Below are 15,836 nucleotides of genomic sequence, written 5' to 3' on the forward strand. Positions count from 1 at the left end.
AAATTCTTGATTTAATTGGAACTATTTAAGACACTTCGGAACGGTTTGTGTTATCTGGGCTGTACAGATGCCTGCTCCAACAATTGCTTCCTGGACTCGGCTATCTTTTTGGCGGCCTCAAAGATTTTGGCCCCCTTGTTTTTGGCGTGGTTCCTTCTGCCGCTCATCACCGACATGATGGTGCTTTTAGAGGTACCCGGAACCAGCTCCCTGATTACCTGGTAGTCCCCGCCACGAAGCCATTGTTTTATTTCTGTAAGGTTTTCCATACTTTGTGAATGCTTTACTGTACAATACTATCATATTTTCAAGTTGGTTGCAAATATTCACTAATATATTTTCACCATTATTTGTACAAGCCCTGATACACAACCAGTTAAAAACAAAAATTATGTTACTTGGAGAGAGAGTAAAACAGGAGATTGCTAAATCTTCATTCAAAACTGAAGAGATAGCAGAGGAGATAGGGATTACAGCCAACAACCTTTACAGGCTGTACAAAAAGGATTCCTTTGAAATAAAGTACCTGCTAAAAATCTGCGAATTGCTTAACCTCCCAGTTAGCCACTTTATTGACGCACCAAATAATATCTCCAACTCTGGCCAAATACAGGCAGCCAAGCAGGTGGGGAAGAACAATCAGACAATTAGCCTTGGAGGAGAAAGTAGCTTTGACCTGAAGCACCAATTAGAATTGTGCCAAGTAGAGAAGGCAAGCCTTGAGCAAAGGCTAAAGGATAAGGAAGAATTAATTGAGGTGCTAAGAAGTAAGTAGGCGTTTACCTTTTGAATTGTACAGTTATTAAAGATTGAATCACCTTAAACACAAACTATAGATTAAACCCTTACTAAACCCTTTATGAAAAACTTCGGCAAAATCATTGGTGGGTTGTTCCTTGCCATTATTGCGTTACTCTTTATCGGCTACTTGAGTGATGATGAAACAAAAACAGCTTCTTCCCCAGAAAATAAGAAAGCCCAAAGCGCCTCTTTGACACCATCAGATGCTAATGATGCCGAGTCAATCAAACTAAAAGAAGAGAGGATCGCGTCCGCTAAGAAGCAAATAATAGCACTCAAGAAAAGCTTTCATCATGACAAGGACGAAATGAGCGGTCGCGGCTGGTATGACCATAAGGTATGGGGCAAGGGCTATCCTGAAAAAAATGCCTTAACCTGCACTGTGTTTGACAGCGGTCACATTATGCTGCGCTCTTTTTACACAGGAGATGACTGGTTATTTCACGAGAGTGTTAGTGTAAAAGTTGGTGAAGAAAGAATAGATTCTGATGCAATCCCTTCATATGATGACAGCAACCGCCGTGATAATTCTGGTGGCACTGTATGGGAATCAATCACCTACGATTCAGATGAAGAGAATGGCATAATTGCGCTTATTGCTCAAAATGTTGAAAAGAAAATACTGGTTAGACTGAATGGAGACCAGTATTACAAAGATATTACTCTGACAAAAATAGAAAAGCAAGCAATTGCTGACGCTTATAGATTGTCAAATCTCATCAAAACCGCTAACGGCGAAGACATTTAATTCCGTTTTTGGCCTGTTTTCTGGAAAACAGGCCAAAAATCATCCCCTCTCCTATGCCAAAGTTTAACCTACCCTGTGACCGCTGGGAGTGGCGGGAGCTCGGCAACAAGATCCTGGCCGTGATAGCCGCCGCGTCTCTTATTGGCTGGCTGATCAGCAAGGCCTGGGAGTGGCTTTTTAACTAAAATCAGTCTAATGGAAAAGGATGTAGCAGAACTAATTATACAACATGTAGAAAATCTTAAAAGCCTTTCAGTAGGCTTGATAGCCCTACTTGTTGTTAACATACTAGGATTACTAGGACGATTTTGGGTAGAGGGAGTTTTGAAGAATAGGGATATCAAAATAAACAAGGCGGCAATTATCAATAACAGAAAGGTAACAGTTCAAGAAAGTCTTTACCATTTATTTGATAGCCTATCCTTAATCAACCCTTATGATGCTCAAGAACTATCAATAAAAATTGTAGAGACTGATATGTTTATCAGGAAAAATAGCCTATTCCTCGATACTAGAATTCACAACATCTCTATTGCTTTGCTAGATTATTTTAAAGAGGTCCAAGTCCAACCTCGGAAAAAGGATATAAAGTATGAATTTGATCATCTAGACATGTATACAGATGAGTTCACAAAATTTTAAAAGATTAATTAGTGCTCCTAAACATTTTACAAATGCCAACATTTTTGATTTTATAAACTCCTGTGAACCAATATTTTCGTTAAAAAACAAGCAAGAGTCTGGGTTTGGGCTTAATATTAGTAAGATTGAACAAGCTTCTATGCTGGGAGTGTTGTTGATTTACAAAATCATGGACTTTGCTTTTGCGAATAATTGCTTTTCGCAGCCAACTTTACTTTATAATCCTGATTCGGATAATGTACTTGACAAGTATGGTTTTAAAAAACTAGTACATGCTCTGATGGCTAATTCCAAAGAAGAGGAAAAGGAAATGAGTAATCTTAAAATTTCCTACAAAGATAATTTCATCATTGCACCACAGGCTTTACTAAGAAAAAAACAATACAATCACAATTCATTAAATTGGCAGTATTACCCGTTAATTGAGCAGTACTATAGTGAAAATAAAAAAGCAGTGTCAATGATACTCCTTTCCTTCTCAGAGATACTCTTGAACTTTTGGGAACATGCAGTTGATGACACGAAGTCCATAATAGTGGCGAATGGGAATAGTCAAAAAATAGAAATTGCTTGTGCAGACACAGGTAACGGCATAATTACTACCTTGGGAAAGAGTTTGTCTACCAAGAACTTAGACCCTGAAAAAATACTATTAGAAGCTGTAAAAAAGGGAGTTACATCAAAAAAATTAACCAATCACATGGGATATGGTTTGTGGATTTTAGATGAGATTGCCACAAAAACCAAGGGGAGGCTTCAGATCATATCCCAAGGAGCAACTTATTCCAATAGTGGAGGTAGGAAGAAAGTGAGGAGATGTGGTTATTGGCAGGGAAGCATTGTATATCTATCTTTACCCATTGCTAATGCTGTATCATTAACAGACATCCTTCCAGAGGATGTTAAAACAAGAGGCACCATTCAAATCAATTTTGCATGAAAACATTATCGCTAGACAATTTCGCTCCTATTATCAGTGACAGACTTGTTGGTGATGAAATTTATAACCTTATTAAGTCAGACCTTGAGACCTGCCAGCAGTTAGACATTGATCTCAAAGAGATTAAGTCAATGGCAACTTTCTGCGCAAAACAGATCTTTGGCAAACTTTACCTTGAGTTGGGAGGAGACAGCTTCTTTCAAAGAATTCGGCTTATTAATGCCACTGACGACTTAAAGACGATAATTAGGATTGGTATTCAAAGTGCTTTAGAGGATAGATAGGATATCATGCTAAAATTTTAAAAAAAGCCGCAATTAACTTTGCGGCTTTTTTTTGTATAAACATTTTCAGACAGGCAACATATGGCTTTCACCAATCTTTAGCCCTATGTGTACCAGTAGACAAACAAGCGTACCCAGTGTGATTATGATTGCCAACCAGGTGGGTGACAACCACCAAAGTGTAGAATTGGTCTGCGGAAGTTGCGAAGAGACGCGCATCCTGATGCTGGAGCAGAGCTACATCATCCAAAGAACACTTGCCCACATTCAATCCCTCCTTCTGGGAAAGGCGGGCCTGAATCAATTGTCAAACCAAAACCCATGCGAAACAACAAATGAAGACTAAGAGAAACATCAGATCAGACCGGCCGGACAAGCGAGGCTATGCCCCCATCAGATTCACCGTTCACCTGGACGGCGCCAGGTTCTACATTGAGACCGGGGAGCAGTGCCTTCCGGAGAACTGGGACGGTGGCATGCGGCTTGTCACCAGTGGGGACCACTATCACAAACAAATCAACGCGAGGCTCATAAAATGGGAAAGTATACTGGAGGAGATTGCCACCAGGTACAAGAGCCGGCGCAGGATCCTGACGCAGGACCTGCTGCTGAAGGAATTCTACGAGGCGGTGGATCCAGAGGAAGAAAAACAGGAAGTGGCCTTTTTTCAGGAAAACGCCTTTCTCACCCTCATGCATAAATGGCGCTCCCACCAGCAGAGTAAAATACAGCTGACCACCGGCAAGCCCTTAGCCGACAGCACCATAAAAGGCATCACCTCCACCATCAAGAGATTTGAGAAGTTCCAGGAGGCGCGCGGCCGGGAGATAACCTTTGAGGAAATGGACCTGAAGTTCTATGAGGAGTTCCAGCAGCACCTGCTCATAGACAAGAAGCAGAAGGTGAATAATTTCGGCAAGCACATAGACCGCCTAAAAACGTTTCTGAAATGGGCAGAGGTCCAGCATGACGCGCCGGTCAACCGGAAGTACAAGCTGTTCTCCAGCCCTGAGATTTACGTGGGCGTAGACGCGCTCTCGGCCTCAGAACTGCACGCCATCTATAACCTCAACTTTGAAGACCCGCAAACGAAGGAGAAGCTGTTCACCTGCTACAAGGAGAAGGGAGTCATCAAACTGGAGGGGAGCATGCGCTTTGGCCAGTGGTGCAAGTCTGTGGAAAAGGCGCGCGACATCTTTCTCATGTGCTGCTATACCGGCATGCGCATCAGCGACGCGCTCTCATTCACCATGCTGGACATAAACCACCAGCAGGGCCTGATCATACGGCCGGCCACCAAAACCCTGAACGACTGCTACATTCCGTTTTTTGATGACGTCCTCTTCAAGCCGAAGGAGATGGTCATGAAATACTACCTGCAGTACAACACCTGCATGCCCCCGGAGCCGGCCTCTAAGGTCAACGAGTACTTGAAAGAGATCCAGAAGCTGGTGGGGATAAAGCGTCTTACCCTCACCACCAAGATAGGCAGGAAGACCTTTGCCACCTTGAAGCTCTACCAGGGCATTCCCTCCAGGATTGTGATGCAGGCCACCGGCCACAAGACGGAAAGCAGCTTCAACCGGTATGTGGGCGTGAACACCTCAGAACTGGGCCGGGCCTTCAAGCAGGGCTCTGCCGGCGTTGGCATGAGAGACGGCGTCATGATGGTAGGCTAGTGCAATATCAAGAGCAGGATTCAGGGAGCGTTTTGGGGAGCGTTTTGATTTTTCCCAAACAGGCCCAAACAGCTCTACAGAAACCAAGAACGGCCTTCTAGCTATCTAGGAGGCCGTTTTTATTAAGGCTAATTTAGGTTGAAGACGTTAATTAACTCCCTACGCGACCACAGTTAAATTTAAAAAGACCTGTAAGACAACATCTTACAGGTCTTTTTCTTTTAGGACGTACACATATACGTACAACTTTACAATCCAGGCTGTTCTCCTAGGTAAATCCGATAATCCATCACAGTAATTTTTTTACCTCTACTGACTTAACCAAGTCGGGCTTTGTTGGAGTTAGACTGCAATCACGGCATACTGGCGACCAACCTTGCACCTTACGTTCATTCCCAGGAAAGCCTACTAACCCATACCTAACCAGAGGATTAAGCGCTCTCTATCAGTTACATATCAATTTTATTAGCAACAACCTGTATTTATACTATCCGTATAAATACCTTTTTTAATGTTTTGGTGTTTTTCAAATCAAGCTATGGCTTATGGAGACTGAAGTAGACAGTAGGATATTGTCATTCATGGACAAAGGCGCATTGCGCTATGACGTCTTCGATACCGCCTCATCCGATTCATCCTTGAATCTGCAGACCCTCAGCGATGACTTCTTCCCATTGGACTACATTGAAAAATCAGAGAAGCACTTCTCCTATTACTACTCCCTTAGGGCTTCGGGCGGCTTGGTGGTTCTGAGAATCACAATCAAAGACGGGGTAATGAAGGCGTTACTCGCACCCCACTCACATTTTTCCGAGCTTAAACCACAGGTTAAGTTTAATGCTTAAAATTCTACGTCCATCTACTCCCAAAGCGCAACGCCTACCCAAAGGGGTTAGCGAAAGAAACTTTTTACTAAGGGGCATGCATAAAAATAGGGTGCCGGCATAACAAACATCCGCCGGCACCCTACCAGTCATCATCCTATCAATCTAGTTCTTCTTGAGCAATTTAATGGAACTCATGCCGGACTTGCTGATTTTGCGGGCCATGTACACGCCCTCCTTCATGCCCCGTCCGTCCACCTCGACCCTTACGACCTCATCAGCCTTGGCCTTACCGGACTTCAGCTGTCTGATTAAGGTGCCGTTCATGTCATAGAGGTTTATCACGTACTCCTCTCCCCTCGCGGACCTGAACTCGACGGTGGTTCTATCGCCGAACGGGATGGGGTAGGCGACCATCCCCTCATCCTTCGCAGTGCCTGAGGAGGCTGGCGCCTTCAGGGAGGCCGGGGCAGCACTTATCTCATCATCATAGTTGTCACAGTCGGTCGCAGGCGACACGCAGCCGCTGCTCTTGCTTCTGACGGTGATGCTGAAGCCGGCACCCGCCGCCACACTGAAGATTGGCGAGTCCTGCCAAGTAGTGCCTCCGTCGTTGCTGTACTCGAAGTCCGCGCCAACCGGCGAGGTCACCGTCACCGAGCCATTGGGCGAAGGCGCGCAGATGGAAGGCTCCACTATCGTCACCGCCGGTCTCAGGACTGCATCAGGCTGTGTGATTGTCTCTGAGGTGATGGCCTGGCAGCCACTGCCGTCCGTGACGGTCAGGGTGTAGGTGCCGGAGACCAGCCCGGTCAGGTCCTGGTCGTCCGCCTGCCCGGTCGGGATGACGCCGCCGCCGGTGGCCACCCATGAGTAGGTGTAGGGGGCCGAGCCGCCAGACACCGATGCGTTAATCGCGCCGTTCCCAGCGCCGGAGCAGGAAACGTTGGTCGCCACGGAAGAGGCGGTCAGGCCGGTGGACACTGCGATGGTAGGCAGGGTCCCGCACTTAGGAGCGATGAGGTTGGGTTTCAGAGTCTCACAGGTGCTCTTTTTCGCGGCATCGGTCCAGGCTAGGAACAGGTTGGTCAAGTCAATGGTCGAGCCGCACTCATAGGAAATCTCGGAGCCGGTTATCCCTGAGCCGGAGGAAGTGGAATTGACTATCTCCCTAATTACGACTACAGCAAAGGGAAGCGTGGTGGTGTCGGTTTTCACGATAGGGCCCTTGCAGCCAGTAATCTCGGCCTGGTAGACCACGGTGCCGGAGCCGTCCTTTATCACGATGTCCCCCAGAAGGCGAAGCTGGTCCGGGTGGAGCCCGTCTTGTTGGCGATGGACAGCAGCAGCGGCGCGGTAATCACGTCGCCTGGCTCACAGGCCTGACAGGCGGAGACGTCCAGGAAGGCGTCCACCAGTTCCAGGTCCTTGGAGGTACATCTGCTCTCAGGAGGCAGCGTGACCTGGGCCGAGGAGGTGAAGGATACCAGCAGTAGCGCCATCAGTGTCAGGGCGGTGCGCCAGAACGTGGCAGGTCTCATTTTTTGGAGGTTGAGGGATGTGGTATGGATTACTGGGGACACCTTTCTGCCGCCGCTTGCGGCTGTGGAAAGGGTTGGACGGGGTAAGGAAAATTTCTCCATAATTACTGGGTGTTAAATCTTTCAATCGAATCTTTACAATGGCAGGCAATGTACTTAGTCCGGGGCATGGCGCTTTCTGTTTAGGCACAGGCAATCGTGCGTCGGCCTTTTGGGAAAGCCGCCGAAGGGGGTAACAGATAAGCTGCCCGAGGCTAAGTCCTTAGCGTGGAAGGGCAATCACAGCAGGGTTGAAAAGGAGAGGCAAAGTCGGGCTGGCGGTAACCAGCGGCTGAAGGGGCGGCAGAAGACCTGTCCAAGAACCTTGGATTGCCGCACCGGTCCTATATTGACCGATGGGCGTCCGGTTTGTCTGCACTTGGGCGCGAGGCACGAATGATTAATACGAGAGGAAATGTCTGACAAGCCTGTAAAGGTGGGCCAAGGCTGCGATGTCCTAGTCCCCGAAGGCCTGTACGGAGCCGCCATGCACCTGAGGTGCGGCTCCTCTCTTTTCCACCGAGGGAAAGTGGATGTCTGTCGCTGCCATAGGTATAAATACCTGTGACTCTAGTATATACTCGGTAATCTGGGGAAAGTTCGGATAATGCAGGGGATTTTCCGGCATAATACCATTCCTATCTAACTTGGTCTAAAATGAGCCAACACTTATGAGAACCAAAATATGACCTTCATGAGATTGATAAATTTTTGAGCGGTGAGCTGGTTGCCTAAATCCAGATGCTACAGGCACTACCCTGTTGAGAACAGCCAAAGTTTGATACGCACCCACTGGTGGCTTGTCAAAGACGGGTGGGGTATGTATTCTGGATGGAAACCTTTTAGGCCTGACTGGGTACCCTGAGTTTTGGTAGGCCCTCTTTTGTTGATGTCATCCGTATAGTAATTGAATCCCTCCTTTGCAGATTGGAACCCGTGCCGCCGCCTCTCCGTTTCCATGCAGTCTTCGCATCAAATACACTATTTGGCAGAGAGTATGCAACCACGAAACCCGAAAGAGGAGCCTTCACAACCACAGTTATATTTTTAAAAGCCCTTTAGAGAAATCTGAAGGGCTTTTTTGTTTCTGCCGCGTACACATTCACGCACAACTCCAGCTTACACCTCCTCTTGCTTCTTCATTTTCCTTTCCAATAAAATTCCTAAAACCTTATATTTCAATTAAATTCCATATATAATCCTATTACATCCTATATAAATAATTAATTATCAGCTATATCCACACATTCTATTTTATTTTATTCTATTTTTGCATTTCCCTTTCAGCTTTTGAGAAACGCATATTCATGTCACAATTAACTACCACTCATGCCATCATGAGTTGGAGAGAAGAAGACAGCCTGCTGAGCGCTAAATGGTGCGGAGCTGTCTTCAGCCGAGAGTTTCAGCAGATAGCCCAGGCTTTGTTGGAAAAGACGGAGGCCTTTCACCTTCACAAGTGGTTTCTGCACCTGGAAGAGATGCAGGAGATTGACTTTACAGATGAGAACTGGCTGTTCACACACTGGCTGGAGAACTTCTTAAACCTGCCCATCCAAAAATTAGCACTCATCCCGTCTAAGTACCTGGACAACCACATGTCCATAGAGCAACTCATCAAGATGGCGCAGATTATTAAGCCGTTGGACGTGCAGTTCTTTACCGAGGAGAGGGAGGCGCTACTTTGGCTTCAGGAAAGACCTCAGACAGACTACACGGCATTTTTTACCGAAAATTAACCTCAGAGGCGCTCTGCTTCAGGAGTTTCTGGTACCTTTGCACCCACTTCCATAACCTAATTACATGAGAACATTCTTACGCCCTCTCCTGCTGGTACTTCTGGTGGGTTGGTCAAGTGTTTCAAGCGTACTTGCCCAGTCTGCCCCACCCGCCAACCTGGCAGGATCAGAACTTAAATCATGGCTTCGTCAGAACTGGTATGACGGCAAGCGGGTAGTGCTGAGCTACAGCGCCGCCAGAGGCAAAATGTACAACTACGTAGACAACTACGACAACAAGGTGACCTGTGTCTACTCCGGCTACCAGGAGAGCAACCCCTACAGCGAAACCAACTCTACTCCCTCTCTAAGCGCCTTGAACTGTGAGCACACCGTGCCCCAGTCCTGGTTTAACGAGGTAGAGCGCATGAGAACCGACATCCACCACCTGTTCCCCACCGTGGAGCAGTGGAACAGTGACCGCGGCAGCGACCCGTTTGCGGAGATTCCCGATGCCCAGACCCAGAAATGGATAAGATTGCTGGCTTTCCAGACCGCCATCCCTACGTCTAACATTGACGAGTACAGTGAAGATACGGGCACCCAGTTTGAACCGCGTGAGGACCATAAAGGAAACTTAGCCCGCGCGGTTTTCTATTTTTACACCATGCACGAAGGCCAGACCTTTGACGCCGGCAAAAACGTACCCAGCGCCGTTGCTGATATGCAGACTTTGTATAGCTGGCACCTGAAAGACCCGGTAGACGCCCGTGAGCTAGAGCGCAACGGCCGCGTACAACAGGCCCAGGGAAACCGCAATCCATACATTGACTACCCAGAGTTGGTGGCCCGTGCCTATGGCTTTGCCGCAGTGGCCTGCTCGGCCACCACGGCCGCCAGCCAGCCTACCTTCTCTGAAGCCACGCCAACCTCGTTCAAATTAACCTGGACCAGCGGCAGCGGCGACCGACGCCTGGTGGTAGTGCGCGAAGCCTCAGCGGTTAACTTCACTCCTGCCGGCGCTTACACAGCGGGTGTGAACGCAGATTTCTCTTTGGCCACTGACCAAGGTAGCGGGCAGAAGATTGTCTACAACAACACCGGCGACTCTGTCACCGTGACCGGCCTGACCGCTACCAAGACCTACCATGTTCAGATTTTTGAATACTGCAGCTCAGACAACACCTACAGCACTGCCCCGGCACCAATCGGCCAGGTGACTTTGCCAGATTATGCCTGCCAGGGAGCTCCTACGCAGAATGTAAGCAGCGTTGTCTCTTCTACCATCACTTCTACCGGCTTCACTCTTTCTATGACCGCAGGCAATGGAGACGGACGCTTGGTATTGATAAAAGAAGCCCAGGCAGGAACGTTTGCCCCGCTGGCAGGCACCAGCTACACCGGCGCCAACAGCAACTACGGTCAGGCGGCAACCCAGGCAGACGGCTCTCGCCTGCTGTATGTGGGCAACGGCACCCAACTCACCGTAACTGGCCTTAAAACCGACACCGAATACCACGTAGCCATTTTTGAAAGCTGCTCTAACGGCTGGCAGTATGCTGCTACGCCGGCGGCGCTTCAGGTGAAAACCTTGCCAGGCGGCGGCGGACCGCTTCCTACCGGCGTTCTGGCGCGTCAGACGTTTGAAGAAACGGCTACAGACGGCTGGGAAGTAACTTCGGGCTTCACTAGCTCTACAGTCAACACGGGTACACCTGCCAACCAGCGCATTCACGGAGGCACCAAGTCCTTGCAAGTAACCACTACGGCGCAGGAGGTTGTCTTCAAATCGGTGACTACTACTGGCTACAAAGACGTGCTGGTTGAATTGTTCAACAGCTCCGTATCTACCACTACCGGCAACGGCATTGAGGCGGGTGATTACCTGGAGGTGTACACCGCCCTGAATGGTGCTACCTTCTCTGCTACGCCAGACATCAAAATCACCGGAGACGCTTCTGACAACAATGCCCGGTACGGCATGGACGGCACGCTTCTATTAGAGACCATGGCCGGCACGCCGTTGGTGAAAACTTTCACGGGTGCAGCGCTTCCTACCATTACCGCAGAAAACGCCCCTTCCAGATTACTGGTGAAAATCCCAGACGGGACTACCTCTGTGCAGCTGAAAGTGGCATTGAAAACCAGTTCAGACAAAGAATTCCTGAACATTGATGACGTGACCTTGTATGGCAACCCGTTGACCACTACCGGCCTTCCGCAGGAACTGGAAGCGCAGCTGCTGGTATATCCTAACCCGGCCCACGGCGTGGTAACAGTTAAGGCTCCGGCTGCCCTCAAGATTCAGCGCATACAGGTATTGAACGCCATAGGAAAAACAGTGCATAGCACCACTGCGGCTTCTAAAAATTCGTCTACTACTCTAGACTTGCGCCATCTGCCGGCAGGTGTTTACTTCTTACAAGTATTCACGCCACAAGGCACTTCTACCAGACGCATAGTACTGAAGTAGAAGAACCAGCCCATAAAAAAAGCGGGCTGCCCACGTGGGCAGCCCGCTTTTTTTATGGGCAATAGTAAGCTACTTGGCTGACTTAGTTGTTATGGTTTAGATTCTCCTTCGGGCCGGGCCTGCAGCTTTTGCAAGTAGGTGGCCTTTAAGGCGGCCAGGCGGGTAAGGGCGGCTTTTTTGAAATCCTCAATAGAAAGGAAACCTGCCTCTGCATCGTTGACACGAGTTGCCCCTGCTGCCTTCTTTTGCACAAGCGCCGTAGATTCTTCGTTCCCTTTCCCCCAATACAGCATAGCAGTAATTCTTTTAAATGACCCTACAAAAATATCCAATCGCACGCGCCGCCTTTTGCTTTTTGGCTGTACAGCGGGCAGACCTCGGTGAACGGGCACATAAACCAGTTAAACGAAAATAAATCCAATTAAGCCACGCACTCACAGGCCATTTTTGCTGTTTCCTCTAAAAAGGTTTATTTTTACCGATGCCGTTTTCAGCCTGATTCCTGAAAAATTGCCCAAAAACGAAGTCCATGCCCTTACTCCCTGCCAGCCCCTACCGTGCCCCTTTTTTTCTCTTTAACGGGCACTTGCAGACCATCCTGCCCAGTACTCTGCGCAAGGCACCAGCGGTCTCCTATACCCGTGAGCGCATTGATACCCCGGATCAGGATTTCCTGGACCTGGACTGGTCAATTGTGGGCTCCAGCACCCTGGTGGTTGTGTCCCATGGCTTGGAGGGAGACACGCAGCGGCCGTACATGAAGGGCATGGTGAAGGCGGCCAATCAAACCGGCTGGGACGCTCTGGCCTGGAACTACCGAAGCTGTAGCGGCGAGCCCAACCACCTGCTCCGCTCCTACCACATGGGCGTGATGGAAGACCTGCACCTGGTCATTGAGCACGCCCTGGCCAAACATCGCTATGAAACGGTGTACCTGGTGGGTTTTAGCATGGGCGGCAACCTTACGCTCAACTACCTGTCACAATGGGCCGACAAAGTACCTATGCAGGTGAAACGGGCGGCGGTCTTCTCGGTGCCCTGCCACATGAGCAGCGCCTGTGCCCAGCTGGCCAAGCCCCAGAACCGCATTTACATGCGCCGCTTTTTGAACACGCTGCACCAGAAACTGAAGTTGAAAGCCCAGAAGTTCACGGTGGACCTGGCAGACTACCACCAGATAAAAACCTTTGAGCAGTTTGATGACCGCTACACCGCCCCGCTGCACGGCTTTAAAGATGCGGCTGACTATTATGCGCGCTGCAGCTCCTCTTTGCATTTGAAACACCTTCGGCTGCCCACGCTATTGGTAAATGCCAAGAATGACCCGTTCCTGTCACCTGAATGTTTTCCCGTGGAACAGGCCCAGCAGAACCCCAATCTCTACCTGGAGATGCCAGAGTCCGGCGGACACGTAGGCTTTGCCGAAAGCTTTTTCACCGGCATCTATTATTCAGAGCGCAGGGCCATTGAGTTTTTGCAGGGCCGGGTATAAGTCGTTTTTGGGCTTTTTCCTGGAAAACAGGCCAAAAACGAAGGATGCTTCAGGTGGAGCCGTTCTTGGTTGTTAGTTATTTGTTGTTCGAGGAAAGGATGAAATTTGGAAAGCCCTTGAGCTGGCAGGTTCCCGGCATTTAAGATACATTGAAAGTCCCTATAACTTCTTGGGTTATCAATGGATGAAGCCGGAGCAGGTTATTTTCTTTCACTTGCGCATCAGAAACGCTAACAGCCCTTTCACGAAGCTAGCTGCATTTTCTACTGGCATCATCAAACCAGATTAAGCCGTTTTTGGGCTGTTTCCTGGAAAACATGCCAAAAACGACGAGGCCCATAGGTTGTACCTATGGGCCTCGTCGTTAAAAGGACTCAGGACTCGCAACTCAGAACTCTCTTATGCCATCTCAAAGATTTTGCCGGGGTTGAGGATGCCGTGCGGGTCAAAGGTTTTCTTGATGCCCCGCATGAGCTCAAACTGCTTTTCCTGCAGGGCAATGTGCATGTAGGGCTTCTGCACCAGGCCTATGCCGTGCTCGCCAGAGATGGTGCCGCCCAGGGCCACGCACAGCCTGAAGAGCTCTTTTATTCCCTCAGTGAGCTTGTTGTTCCAGTCCTCGTCAGACATGTCACCTTTGATGATGTTGATGTGCAGGTTGCCGTCACCGGCGTGGCCGTAGCAAACCGACTTGAAATTATAGCGCTGGCCAATCTCTTTCACGCCTTTCAACAGGGCTGGCAGCTCGGCACGAGGCACCACGGTGTCTTCTTCTTTGTAGATGGAATTGTAGCGCACCGCGTTGCCCACGTTGCGACGCAGACGCCAGATGTCTTCTTTCTGGGCTTCGGTGTCCGCCAGCAGTACCTCGCCGGTGTTAAACTGCTCCAGTACGCCGTACACGCGCTCGGCATCCTGGTAGAGCAAATCCAGATCCCAACCGTCCAGTTCAATGATGAGGTGAGACTCAATGTCCTCGGGCAGGGGCACGTCAATCTTGAGGTAGTCTGAGGACCATTGCAAAGCCTCGCGCTCCATGAACTCCAGCCCAGATGGCGTAATGCCGGCCATGAAGATCTGCGCCACGGCGGCGCATGCTTCTTCTGAGGACCTGAACGGCACCAGCATGACCACATTCTTCGGCGGAAACGGAATAAGCTTGAACACGATTTTGGTGATGATGCCCAAGGTTCCCTCAGAGCCAATCATGAGGTGCGTAAGGTTATAACCCGTGGAGTATTTTAAGACGTTGGCGCCCGTCCAGATGATTTCGCCGGTAGGCAAGACCACCTCCATGTTGAGTACATAGTCCCGCGTCACGCCATATTTGACCGCTTTGGGTCCGCCCGAGGACATGCTCAGATTGCCTCCCAGAAAACAACTGCCCTTGCTGGCCGGGTCTGGCGGGTAGAACAGGCCTTTGGCTTTGACGGCGTTCTGAAACTCCTCGTTCACCACGCCGGGTTCTACGGTGGCCTGCAGGTTGCGCTCATCAATCTGTATGATTTTGTTGAACCGCTCCATGGAGAGCACCACCCCGCCGTGCACGGGAAGCGCGCCGCCGCTCAGGCCGGTGCCTGCTCCCCGGGGGGTGAGGGGAATGTACTGCTCATGGCAGAGACGCGCTATCTGACTCACCTCCTGGGTATTAACCGGCTTTACCACCACCTCTGGGTAGTAGTGCAGGTCTTCGGTCTCATCATGGGCATAGCGTTTTACCTCTTCTGGCGTGGCAGCGGTGAGCACATACGCCTCACCTACAATCTGCTGCAAAGTGGCTACTATTTCTGGGGTGACGGGGTTAAATTTCATTTTATAAAAAGACTGAAAGAAGTAACTTTAACGTTCCAAGGAAAACTTTTGCTAAGGTAAAGCTTTGACTACATTCTCTAAACACTCAACGCTACTTCTGTTAGGACTCCTTTTTTTGGCGGCCTCCTGCGGCAAGTCTTCTTATTCTACGTTCAGCAAACCAGAGGAGACGTACCGGTCTGCGCAGGAGATTGCTGAGCTCAAAAAGGCCGAGCGGCAGCAGCGGCGCATGGCCAAGAAATCTGGCTTCTTCTCCAAAACAAAGAAGAAAGAAGGGCTTGTCAAAATTAAAACCAAACCCGCCAGAAACAGCCGTAGCAGCAAAGACGCCGTGTACAGCAGCAAAAAAGTGGCCACGGTCATTTCTACGGCCCGCTCTTACAGGGGCACTCCCTACAAGTTTGGCGGCACCACCCGCGTGGGCATGGACTGTTCTGGCCTGCTGTGCACCTCATTCCAGGCCATTGACGTAAAGCTGCCCCGCACCTCTAGTGAACAGAGCCGCTACGGCCCCACGGTGAGCACCCGTGAGCTGCGCGCCGGCGACCTGGTTTTCTTCAGTTCCACGCAAAGCCCCAGCAACATTACGCACGCCGGCATCATCACAGAGGTGGTCAATGACAATGAGATTTATTTCATCCATTCCTCTACCTCCCTGGGCGTGAAAGAAGACAACCTGTTTGCCCCTTATTATAAAAAGAACTTCATAAAAGCGGTTAGGCCCGGTATCTAGTACCAACGGCCAGCCGCTTTTTTATTTGTCTGTTAACACCAGGCCGTTTTCTTTAAGGAGTTTGCAAGAATCAAAGCCTTGCGGTGAGCATCTCACAGCAGGAAACCCAG

The 15,836-nt window shown here is 49.5% G+C and carries 18 protein-coding genes; 13 read left to right on the top strand and 5 right to left on the bottom strand.

Annotation, left to right across the window (positions count from 1 at the left end; translation table 11 throughout):
* Window positions 1–50: 50 nt before the first annotated feature.
* Entirely contained in the window at window positions 51–269 is a 219-nt protein-coding gene (locus GU926_RS08350; protein ID WP_160690855.1) for a hypothetical protein, read from the bottom strand.
* A gap of 122 nt (window positions 270–391) precedes the next feature.
* Here GU926_RS08350 and GU926_RS08355 point away from each other — a divergent pair, with 122 nt between their 5' ends.
* The 9 genes from GU926_RS08355 (at window position 392) to GU926_RS08390 (ending at window position 5,939) form a co-directional block, all read left to right on the top strand.
* Window positions 392–775: a helix-turn-helix domain-containing protein gene (locus tag GU926_RS08355; RefSeq protein WP_160690857.1), complete on the top strand. Its 384-nt coding sequence runs from the start codon at window positions 392–394 to the stop codon at window positions 773–775.
* 84 nt (window positions 776–859) lie between these two features.
* Window positions 860–1,549, top strand: a complete 690-nt coding sequence (locus tag GU926_RS08360; RefSeq protein WP_160690859.1) for a hypothetical protein — start codon at window positions 860–862, stop codon at window positions 1,547–1,549.
* A 53-nt stretch (window positions 1,550–1,602) separates the two neighbouring features.
* On the top strand, window positions 1,603–1,734 hold the full coding sequence (locus GU926_RS18585) for a hypothetical protein (protein WP_262886162.1): 132 nt from the start codon (window positions 1,603–1,605) through the stop codon (window positions 1,732–1,734).
* Window positions 1,735–1,744: 10 nt separating this feature from the next.
* Window positions 1,745–2,191 (top strand): hypothetical protein, encoded by a 447-nt coding sequence (locus tag GU926_RS08365; RefSeq protein ID WP_160690861.1) that lies wholly within the window; start codon window positions 1,745–1,747, stop codon window positions 2,189–2,191.
* On the top strand, window positions 2,172–3,131 hold the full coding sequence (locus tag GU926_RS08370) for an ATP-binding protein (protein ID WP_160690863.1): 960 nt from the start codon (window positions 2,172–2,174) through the stop codon (window positions 3,129–3,131). The genes GU926_RS08365 and GU926_RS08370 overlap by 20 nt, the downstream gene beginning before the upstream one ends.
* Complete coding sequence (locus GU926_RS08375; RefSeq protein WP_160690865.1) at window positions 3,128–3,415, top strand: STAS-like domain-containing protein; 288 nt, start codon at window positions 3,128–3,130, stop codon at window positions 3,413–3,415. Before GU926_RS08370 ends, GU926_RS08375 begins: the two co-directional genes overlap by 4 nt.
* Before the next feature lie 106 nt (window positions 3,416–3,521).
* Entirely contained in the window at window positions 3,522–3,761 is a 240-nt protein-coding gene (locus GU926_RS08380) for a hypothetical protein (RefSeq protein ID WP_160690867.1), read from the top strand.
* Window positions 3,751–5,094, top strand: coding sequence for a tyrosine-type recombinase/integrase (locus GU926_RS08385; protein WP_160690869.1), 1,344 nt, complete (start codon window positions 3,751–3,753; stop codon window positions 5,092–5,094). The genes GU926_RS08380 and GU926_RS08385 overlap by 11 nt, the downstream gene beginning before the upstream one ends.
* Before the next feature lie 545 nt (window positions 5,095–5,639).
* Window positions 5,640–5,939: a hypothetical protein gene (locus GU926_RS08390; protein WP_160690871.1), complete on the top strand. Its 300-nt coding sequence runs from the start codon at window positions 5,640–5,642 to the stop codon at window positions 5,937–5,939.
* A gap of 144 nt (window positions 5,940–6,083) precedes the next feature.
* On the opposite strand, the gene GU926_RS08395 is transcribed toward GU926_RS08390, so the two are convergent.
* Complete coding sequence (locus GU926_RS08395) at window positions 6,084–7,202, bottom strand: T9SS type A sorting domain-containing protein (protein WP_160690873.1); 1,119 nt, start codon at window positions 7,200–7,202, stop codon at window positions 6,084–6,086.
* Window positions 7,199–7,459: a hypothetical protein gene (locus GU926_RS08400; protein ID WP_160690875.1), complete on the bottom strand. Its 261-nt coding sequence runs from the start codon at window positions 7,457–7,459 to the stop codon at window positions 7,199–7,201. Before GU926_RS08400 ends, GU926_RS08395 begins: the two co-directional genes overlap by 4 nt.
* Window positions 7,460–8,805: 1,346 nt before the next feature.
* Between GU926_RS08400 and GU926_RS08405 the strand changes: the two genes are divergently transcribed.
* Window positions 8,806–9,237: a hypothetical protein gene (locus tag GU926_RS08405; RefSeq protein WP_160690877.1), complete on the top strand. Its 432-nt coding sequence runs from the start codon at window positions 8,806–8,808 to the stop codon at window positions 9,235–9,237.
* A gap of 64 nt (window positions 9,238–9,301) precedes the next feature.
* Complete coding sequence (locus GU926_RS08410; protein ID WP_160690879.1) at window positions 9,302–11,689, top strand: endonuclease; 2,388 nt, start codon at window positions 9,302–9,304, stop codon at window positions 11,687–11,689.
* 89 nt (window positions 11,690–11,778) lie between these two features.
* Here the strand turns inward: GU926_RS08410 and GU926_RS08415 are convergent, their stop codons facing one another.
* Window positions 11,779–11,982 (bottom strand): hypothetical protein, encoded by a 204-nt coding sequence (locus GU926_RS08415; protein ID WP_160690881.1) that lies wholly within the window; start codon window positions 11,980–11,982, stop codon window positions 11,779–11,781.
* A gap of 236 nt (window positions 11,983–12,218) precedes the next feature.
* Between GU926_RS08415 and GU926_RS08420 the strand changes: the two genes are divergently transcribed.
* Window positions 12,219–13,181, top strand: a complete 963-nt coding sequence (locus GU926_RS08420) for a YheT family hydrolase (protein ID WP_160690883.1) — start codon at window positions 12,219–12,221, stop codon at window positions 13,179–13,181.
* 399 nt (window positions 13,182–13,580) lie between these two features.
* Here GU926_RS08420 and GU926_RS08425 read toward each other — a convergent pair whose 3' ends face one another.
* On the bottom strand, window positions 13,581–14,993 hold the full coding sequence (locus tag GU926_RS08425; protein ID WP_160690885.1) for an FAD-binding oxidoreductase: 1,413 nt from the start codon (window positions 14,991–14,993) through the stop codon (window positions 13,581–13,583).
* A gap of 64 nt (window positions 14,994–15,057) precedes the next feature.
* Between GU926_RS08425 and GU926_RS08430 the strand changes: the two genes are divergently transcribed.
* Entirely contained in the window at window positions 15,058–15,726 is a 669-nt protein-coding gene (locus GU926_RS08430; RefSeq protein WP_232058470.1) for a C40 family peptidase, read from the top strand.
* The last annotated feature ends 110 nt before the right edge of the window (window positions 15,727–15,836 follow it).

Source organism: Nibribacter ruber, assembly GCF_009913235.1.
GTDB lineage: Bacteria > Bacteroidota > Bacteroidia > Cytophagales > Hymenobacteraceae > Nibribacter > Nibribacter ruber.

Bases quoted from the DNA above. Each gene is read 5' to 3' on its own strand.
- GU926_RS08350 (WP_160690855.1), bottom strand. From the start codon at position 269: ATGGAAAACCTTACAGAAATAAAACAATGGCTTCGTGGCGGGGACTAC.
- GU926_RS08370 (WP_160690863.1), top strand. From the start codon at position 2,172: ATGAGTTCACAAAATTTTAAAAGATTAATTAGTGCTCCTAAACATTTT.
- GU926_RS08415 (WP_160690881.1), bottom strand. From the start codon at position 11,982: ATGCTGTATTGGGGGAAAGGGAACGAAGAATCTACGGCGCTTGTGCAA.
- GU926_RS08360 (WP_160690859.1), top strand. From the start codon at position 860: ATGAAAAACTTCGGCAAAATCATTGGTGGGTTGTTCCTTGCCATTATT.
- GU926_RS08355 (WP_160690857.1), top strand. From the start codon at position 392: ATGTTACTTGGAGAGAGAGTAAAACAGGAGATTGCTAAATCTTCATTC.
- GU926_RS08400 (WP_160690875.1), bottom strand. From the start codon at position 7,459: ATGAGACCTGCCACGTTCTGGCGCACCGCCCTGACACTGATGGCGCTA.
- GU926_RS08410 (WP_160690879.1), top strand. From the start codon at position 9,302: ATGAGAACATTCTTACGCCCTCTCCTGCTGGTACTTCTGGTGGGTTGG.
- GU926_RS08425 (WP_160690885.1), bottom strand. From the start codon at position 14,993: ATGAAATTTAACCCCGTCACCCCAGAAATAGTAGCCACTTTGCAGCAG.
- GU926_RS08390 (WP_160690871.1), top strand. From the start codon at position 5,640: ATGGAGACTGAAGTAGACAGTAGGATATTGTCATTCATGGACAAAGGC.
- GU926_RS08420 (WP_160690883.1), top strand. From the start codon at position 12,219: ATGCCCTTACTCCCTGCCAGCCCCTACCGTGCCCCTTTTTTTCTCTTT.
- GU926_RS08380 (WP_160690867.1), top strand. From the start codon at position 3,522: ATGTGTACCAGTAGACAAACAAGCGTACCCAGTGTGATTATGATTGCC.
- GU926_RS08375 (WP_160690865.1), top strand. From the start codon at position 3,128: ATGAAAACATTATCGCTAGACAATTTCGCTCCTATTATCAGTGACAGA.
- GU926_RS18585 (WP_262886162.1), top strand. From the start codon at position 1,603: ATGCCAAAGTTTAACCTACCCTGTGACCGCTGGGAGTGGCGGGAGCTC.
- GU926_RS08405 (WP_160690877.1), top strand. From the start codon at position 8,806: ATGTCACAATTAACTACCACTCATGCCATCATGAGTTGGAGAGAAGAA.
- GU926_RS08365 (WP_160690861.1), top strand. From the start codon at position 1,745: ATGGAAAAGGATGTAGCAGAACTAATTATACAACATGTAGAAAATCTT.
- GU926_RS08385 (WP_160690869.1), top strand. From the start codon at position 3,751: ATGAAGACTAAGAGAAACATCAGATCAGACCGGCCGGACAAGCGAGGC.